Origin of the sequence: Streptococcus mitis (assembly GCF_009496155.1) — a bacterium.
GTDB classification, from domain to species: domain Bacteria; phylum Bacillota; class Bacilli; order Lactobacillales; family Streptococcaceae; genus Streptococcus; species Streptococcus mitis_BQ.
In genome coordinates, this window is record NZ_WIJP01000012.1 from 67,006 (window position 1) to 74,281 (window position 7,276).

Here is a 7,276-nt window from a genome sequence, read left to right on the forward strand (position 1 = left end):
CTATCAATTATAAGAAAAAGGAGGTTTACAATTCAGTAAACCTACCTTTACACATGTTGAAATTAAGATTCTTTAACTTCCAACAGACCAATTTCTCCATCTTCACGACGATAAATCACATTGGTTGTCTGATCTTCAACATCCACATAGATAAAGAAATCATGTCCCAACAAATCCATCTGTAGAATAGCTTCTTCCAAATCCATTGGTTTTAAATCAATTTGTTTTGAACGAACAACTCTAGATTGGACAACATTTGAATCTTCCACCAATGCATCTGTAAATAATTGACTAGTTGCTACCTTATTTTTATTTTTACGCTCGATTTTTGTTTTATTTTTACGAATCTGACGTTCAATTTTATCAGTTACAAGGTCAATTGAACCATACATATCTTGAGACACATCTTCTGCACGAAGAGTAATTGAGCCAAGCGGAATCGTTACTTCCACTTTAGCAGTTTTTTCACGATACACCTTCAAGTTAACTCGAGCATCCAACTCTTGTTCAGCTTGAAAATACTTTTCGATCTTTTCGAGTTTAGAAACTACATAATCACGAATTGCTTCTGTTACTTCTAGGTTTTCACCACGGATACTATATTTAATCATATGAGTACCTTCTTTCTAAACATTTTTTGTTTTTCTGATTTCATTATAACGCTTTCATTTTATTTTTGCAAATTTTTTCCTCATCTTACAAGGGAAAATGTTTTCACATCCTCAGCACCCGCTTCTTCCAGCAGTCTCTTCACACGATTTATAGTTGTTCCAGTAGTATAAATATCATCTATAAGTAGGATTCTTTTAGGAATAGTGACTCCACTTTTAATAAAGAAAGGAAGTTCTGTTGCCAAGCGCTCTGAACGATTTTTAGAAGAACTAGCTCGCTCTTCTCTCTTTTCTAATAAATCCAGATACGAAAAACCTGCTGCCTCTACCAAGCCCTCAACCTGATTAAATCCCCTATCAAGCAATCTTTCAGGACTTAGGGGAATAATGACAAATTGGTACTCTTTGTATTTTTTAAACTCCTCACTTAAAAATGAAGAAAAAACTTTTCTTAAAAGGAAGTCTCCATCAAACTTATACCGACTGAAAAAATTCTTCATAGATTGATTGTAAGTAAAAATCGCTCTATGACTGACCTTAATTCCTTCTTTACACCAAAATTGACAATCTTGACACTTTGTTGACAACCCTATTTTCATACAGTTTGGACAGTTCTCTTCTCCAATCCTCTCAAAAGTAGAATCACAATCTAAACAAAGACAGGAGACATCATTCCTCAGAAGTAAGAGACTACTAAAAGTTAAAACATCCTTCATAGTCTGCCCACATAACAAGCACTTCATAGCCCCGCCTCCTTATTCATCTGTTGAATTTCCCTAATTGCCTTTTTGATTGAAGTATTTAGCCCGTCATGGAAGAAAAGCAAATCTCCTGTCGGTCTATCCATGCTTCGTCCAACTCGTCCACCAATCTGAATCAAACTAGACTTGGTAAACAAACGATGGTTGGCCTCTACTACGAAAACATCCACGCAAGGAAAGGTAACTCCACGCTCCAATATCGTCGTACTGATCAGTATTGTCAGTTCTCCATCTCGAAAAGCTTGTACCTGCTCTAATCGATCCTCTGTTACAGAAGAGACAAAGCCAATTTTCTCATTTGAAAATTGCTCCTGTAAGATTTCTTTTAACTGCTCCCCTTTCTTAATTTCTGATGCAAAAATGAGTAACGGATAAGCTGTCTTTCTCTGCTTCTCAATATAGGACTTTAACTTTGGTGACAAACGATTCTTATCTAAGTAGCGATTAAAATCAGATAACCAAACTGGTTTTGGAATAATCAACGGATTTCCATGAAATCGTCTAGGCAAACTCAATCGTTTTAATTCTCCTAAACGGACCTTCCTATCTAACTCATCGGTCGAAGTCGCTGTTAAAAAGATTCTCAATCCATTCTCCTTTACACTATTCTTGACAGCATGGTAAAGCGTAGGATTGTCAACATAAGGAAAAGCATCTACTTCATCCACTATCAGCAAATCAAAAGCTTGATAAAACTTCAATAACTGATGAGTCGTCGCAACAACTAGTGGTGTTCGAAAATACGGCTCTGATTCTCCATGTAGGAGGGCTATCTCGCAAGAAAAATCCTTTTGCGGGCGCTTGCACAGCTCCAAACAAACATCTATGCGAGGACTGGCCAAACAAACTGCACCACCTTCATCAATCACTTTGGCCACAACTTGGTAAATCATTTCTGTCTTTCCAGCTCCTGTCACCGCATGTACCAAGGTTGGTTCCTGATTGTCTACTGCTTGAATCAATCCCTCTGACACTTTTTCTTGAAAGGGAGTTAATTGACCACACCATTTAAGAACATCTTGCTTCGGAAAATCCTCCTGTGGAAAATAGTATAAAGCTTGATCACTCCTGACTCGCTTCATAATTAAGCACTCCCGACAATAGTAAGCACCTATGGGCAAATACCATTCTTCTAGAATAAGACTATTACAACGTTGGCAGAACAATTTCCCCTTCTCCTTTCTTATTGCTGGAAGTTTTTCTGCCAACTGACGGTCTTCTTCTGACAATTCATTCTCAGTAAACAAACGACCGAGATAATTTGGATTTACTTTCATACTTCTTTATTCGTAAAAACCTAGCGCTTTAGATAATTTTTTAGTACAATTAAATCATGGAATTTAGAACAATTAAAGAGGACGGACAAGTCCAAGAAGAAATCAAAAAATCCCGCTTTATCTGTCATGCCAAGCGTGTTTATAGCGAAGAAGATGCTCGTGACTTCATTACTGCCATCAAAAAAGAACACTACAAAGCTACGCATAACTGCTCGGCCTTTATCATTGGGGAACGTAGTGAAATTAAACGGACAAGTGATGATGGTGAGCCCAGTGGTACTGCTGGAGTTCCCATGCTTGGGGTGCTAGAAAATCACAATCTCACCAATGTCTGTGTGGTAGTTACACGCTACTTTGGTGGCATTAAACTAGGCGCTGGAGGATTGATTCGTGCTTACGCTGGCAGTGTTGCCTTAGCTGTCAAAGAAATTGGCATCATTGAAATAAAGGAACAAGCTGGTATTGCTATTCAAATATCTTACGCTCAGTACCAAGAATATAATAACTTCCTTAAAGAACATACTCTCATGGAGCTGGATACAAACTTTACAGATCAAGTCGATACGATGATTTATGTTGATAAAGAAGAGAAAGAAAATATTAAAGCCGCATTAGTAGAGTTTTTTCATGGAAAAGTTACCTTAACTGATAAAGGTTTACGAGAAGTTGAAGTTCCTGTAAACTTAGTGTAAACAAAGGAGAAAAATATGGCATTTGGAAAATTCATTCAGGGACTCGCTGGTAACCTTAGCGAGCAAAACAAAGAAACTCTTATCAAAGAATATGGACAATATCTACTAGAAAACGAAGAAATTCAAAGTGGATATAAACTGATTCGTGACTCAATTATATTTACAAATATCCGTATTATCTTTACAGATAAACAAGGCGCTACTGGTCGTAAGATGTCCGTTAAATCTATTTTTTTGATGAATATTGTTAACGTTGAAATGGAAACTGCAGGAGCAGGTATAGATGATAGTGAAATAACGATTACTTATCTAGAAAATGTTTTTCTAAAAGCACATAATGAGCATTTTAATGCTCATAAATTTGAATTTCCTAAGAAAACAGATATCGTTCCTCTGTATACATATTTACTAGAATTAGCTTATCACAATCGCTTGAAAATTAATGGCTTAGACCTATGATATAAAAAAATCCTATCACCTCGATAGGATTTCTATATTTTACAAATGGTATAGATAGCGTTATACTAGAGATATCTTATACAAAGAGGTATTCATATGTCTATTTATAACAACATTACTGAACTAATCGGTCAAACTCCGATTGTTAAACTCAACCACATTGTGCCAGAAGGTGCTGCAGATGTCTATGTAAAACTTGAAGCATTTAACCCTGGTTCTTCTGTAAAAGACCGTATTGCTCTTAGCATGATTGAAAAAGCTGAACAAGACGGTATTCTGAAACCTGGTTCTACTATTGTTGAAGCAACAAGTGGAAACACTGGTATTGGACTTTCATGGGTAGGGGCTGCTAAAGGGTATAAAGTTGTTATCGTTATGCCTGAAACTATGAGTGTGGAACGACGTAAGATTATCCAAGCCTATGGTGCTGAACTCGTCCTTACTCCTGGTAGCGAAGGAATGAAAGGTGCTATTGCTAAGGCTCAAGAAATCGCTGCTGAACGTGATGGTTTCCTACCACTACAATTTGACAATCCAGCTAATCCAGAAGTACACGAAAGAACAACAGGAGCTGAAATACTAGCTGCTTTCGGTAAAGATGGACTAGATGTCTTCGTTGCTGGAGTGGGTACTGGTGGAACAATTTCTGGTGTTTCTCATGCACTCAAATCAGCAGATTCAAACATTCAAGTTTATGCAGTGGAAGCTGATGAATCTGCTATTCTATCTGGTGAAAAACCTGGTCCTCACAAAATTCAAGGTATATCAGCTGGATTTATTCCTGATACACTTGATACAAACGCCTATGATGGTATTGTTCGTGTGACATCAGACGATGCTCTCGCACTTGGCCGTGAGATTGGTGGAAAAGAAGGATTCCTTGTTGGTATTTCTTCAGCTGCAGCTATCTACGGAGCCATTGAAGTTGCTAAGAAATTAGGTACAGGTAAGAAAGTCCTTGCTCTAGCACCAGATAACGGAGAACGTTATTTGTCTACAGCACTCTATGAATTTGAAGTGTAGTCTCATAAATGCACTTAGCCCTTATAATAGGGCTTTTTGTTTTAACTATAGTAGATTCAAATAAGATGTGAACAAATCGATTAGGAAAGTTAAATTAATTTCTAAAAATATTTTAGCAGCCATATTGTACTATTCTAGTTTCAATCCACTATATTTCTAATCGAGTGAGGCTTGGCAAAAAACAATTTCAGGAGAAAATCTAAGCTCTATACAACAAAAAAGGAAGCCAAATTGCTTCCTTTTTATTATTAGTTATTCAAGGCTGCTGCCATTGTAGCTGCAACTTCAGCTTCAAAGTCATTTGCAGCTTTCTCGATACCTTCACCAACTTCAAAGCGAGCAAACTCAACTACTGAAGCGTTAACTGATTCAAGGTATGCTTCAACTGTCTTGCTGTCATCCATGATGTAGACTTGTGCAAGAAGTGTATAAGCTTGATCAACTTTAGTGTTATCAAGCATGAAGCGATCCATTTTACCTGGAATGATTTTGTCCCAGATTTTTTCTGGTTTACCTTCTGCAGCTAACTCAGCTTTGATATCAGCTTCAGCTTGAGCGATCACTTCATCAGTCAATTGAGCTTTTGATCCGTATGCCAAGTGTGGAAGTGCTGGTTTACCAACCATTGCACGGCTTTCATTGTCTTGGTCGATAACGTGGTTCAATTGTGCCAACTCATCTTTAACGAATTGCTCATCCAATTCTTTGTAAGAAAGAACTGTTGGTTTCATCGCTGCGATGTGCATTGACAATTGTTTAGCAAGAGCTTCGTCTCCACCTTCAACAACTGAAATAACACCGATACGTCCTCCATTGTGTTGGTAGGCACCGAAGTGTTGTGCATCTGTTTTTTCAATCAATGCAAAGCGACGGAATGAGATTTTTTCTCCGATAGTTGCTGTTGCAGATACGTATGCAGCTTCAAGAGTTTCACCTGAAGGCATTGTCAAAGCAAGAGCTTCTTCATTGTTAGCAGGTTTTCCTTCAGCAATAACTTTAGCTGTGGTATTTACCAATTCAACAAATTGAGCATTTTTTGCAACAAAGTCAGTTTCAGCGTTTACTTCAATAACTGCTGCAACATTACCGTTAACATAAACACCAGTCAAACCTTCTGCAGCAACACGGTCAGCTTTCTTAGCTGCCTTAGCCATACCTTTTTCACGAAGCAATTCAATCGCTTTTTCGATGTCACCATCTGTTTCTACAAGCGCTTTTTTAGCGTCCATAACACCAGCACCAGATTTTTCACGCAACTCTTTTACAAGTTTAGCTGTAATTTCTGCCATTTTGATTCTCCTATATTTTTTTAAAATAGGAGAGCTGGGCTAAGCCCCGCCCTCCTAGGTAATTACTATTTATATTAATTAAGCGTTGTCGCCTTCTACAACTTCAACGATTTCTTCAATTGAATCTGCTTGAGTTTCTGAAGCTACAAATTCTGCTTCAACTGCTACTGCATCTTCACCTTGACGTCCTTCGATGATAGCGTCAGCCAATTTAGCTGTAATCAATTTAACAGCGCGGATAGCATCATCGTTAGCTGGGATGATTACATCGATATCATCTGGATCAGTGTTTGTGTCAACCATCGCTACAACTGGAATTCCCAATTTTTTAGCCTCTTTAACTGCGATTTGCTCTTTATGTGGGTCAACTACGTACATTACGTCTGGGATACGAGGCATATCTTCGATACCACCCAAGAATTTTTCAAGACGTGCACGTTGTTTGTTAAGAAGTGCAACTTCTTTCTTAGGAAGAACTTCAAAAGTTCCATCTTCTTCCATACGTTTGATTTCTTTCAAACGAGCGATACGTTTTTGGATTGTTCCCCAGTTTGTAAGAGTTCCACCCAACCAACGGTGGTTGATGAAGTATTGACCTGAACGCACTGCTTCTTCAGCAACCGCATCAGCTGCTTGTTTCTTAGTACCAACGAACAATACAACTGCATCGTTAGCTGCTGCATCACGCATGAAGTCATATGCTTGGTCAGCGTATTTTACAGTTTGTTGCAAGTCGATAACGTGGATTCCGTTACGCTCTGTAAAGATGTATTTAGCCATCTTAGGGTTCCAGCGACGAGTTTGGTGACCAAAGTGTACACCAGCCTCAAGAAGTTGTTTCATTGAAATTACTGCCATGAGTATTTCTCCTTTTTGTTTTTTTCCTCTTCTTGACTTCAACTCGCAAAACGACCCAAGGGCAACTGCTTCACAATTCATCAAGAATGAGTATTATCGTTCACACGACAAGTTTCATTCTACCATACTTTTCCAATATTTTCAAGCTATTTTAGTAGATTTTTAAAGTAGTTTCACTAGGTAACTTCTCAAAGTAACATCCACTTGCCCAACCGAAGTGGAAATTAGTCTAAAACGGATTTTTATGGTGGAATTAAGTATGAGACGTTTGAGTTAGAAATGAGGTCCACTATGACAAAACATAAA

At 38.0% G+C, this 7,276-nt stretch carries 8 protein-coding genes; 3 read left to right on the forward strand and 5 right to left on the reverse strand.

Going from position 1 to position 7,276, the window contains the following annotated elements; genetic code table 11:
• Nucleotides 1–62: 62 nt before the first annotated feature.
• The 3 genes from hpf to GEZ84_RS08085 form a co-directional block, all read right to left on the reverse strand.
• The gene (gene hpf, locus GEZ84_RS08075; protein WP_000599101.1) at nt 63–611 is read right to left on the reverse strand and encodes a ribosome hibernation-promoting factor, HPF/YfiA family; all 549 of its coding nucleotides are present in this window, start codon (nt 609–611) and stop codon (nt 63–65) included.
• Nucleotides 612–691: 80 nt separating this feature from the next.
• Complete coding sequence (locus GEZ84_RS08080; RefSeq protein ID WP_153224160.1) at nt 692–1,354, reverse strand: ComF family protein; 663 nt, start codon at nt 1,352–1,354, stop codon at nt 692–694.
• Nucleotides 1,351–2,649 carry a DEAD/DEAH box helicase gene (locus GEZ84_RS08085; RefSeq protein ID WP_153224161.1) on the reverse strand — a complete coding sequence of 433 codons (1,299 nt, stop codon included), beginning with the start codon at nt 2,647–2,649 and terminating at the stop codon, nt 1,351–1,353. The genes GEZ84_RS08080 and GEZ84_RS08085 overlap by 4 nt, the downstream gene beginning before the upstream one ends.
• A gap of 56 nt (nt 2,650–2,705) precedes the next feature.
• Here GEZ84_RS08085 and GEZ84_RS08090 point away from each other — a divergent pair, with 56 nt between their 5' ends.
• From GEZ84_RS08090 to cysK, 3 genes are all read left to right on the forward strand, one after another.
• On the forward strand, nt 2,706–3,341 hold the full coding sequence (locus GEZ84_RS08090; protein WP_153224162.1) for a YigZ family protein: 636 nt from the start codon (nt 2,706–2,708) through the stop codon (nt 3,339–3,341).
• Nucleotides 3,342–3,356: 15 nt separating this feature from the next.
• The gene (locus tag GEZ84_RS08095) at nt 3,357–3,800 is read left to right on the forward strand and encodes a PH domain-containing protein (RefSeq protein WP_000863912.1); all 444 of its coding nucleotides are present in this window, start codon (nt 3,357–3,359) and stop codon (nt 3,798–3,800) included.
• Between the two features lie 96 nt (nt 3,801–3,896).
• Complete coding sequence (gene cysK, locus GEZ84_RS08100) at nt 3,897–4,823, forward strand: cysteine synthase A (RefSeq protein WP_153224163.1); 927 nt, start codon at nt 3,897–3,899, stop codon at nt 4,821–4,823.
• A gap of 248 nt (nt 4,824–5,071) precedes the next feature.
• Here cysK and tsf read toward each other — a convergent pair whose 3' ends face one another.
• Nucleotides 5,072–6,112 carry a translation elongation factor Ts gene (gene tsf / locus GEZ84_RS08105; protein ID WP_000808069.1) on the reverse strand — a complete coding sequence of 347 codons (1,041 nt, stop codon included), beginning with the start codon at nt 6,110–6,112 and terminating at the stop codon, nt 5,072–5,074.
• Between the two features lie 78 nt (nt 6,113–6,190).
• Complete coding sequence (gene rpsB, locus GEZ84_RS08110; protein WP_000268470.1) at nt 6,191–6,970, reverse strand: 30S ribosomal protein S2; 780 nt, start codon at nt 6,968–6,970, stop codon at nt 6,191–6,193.
• Nucleotides 6,971–7,276: the final 306 nt, after the last annotated feature.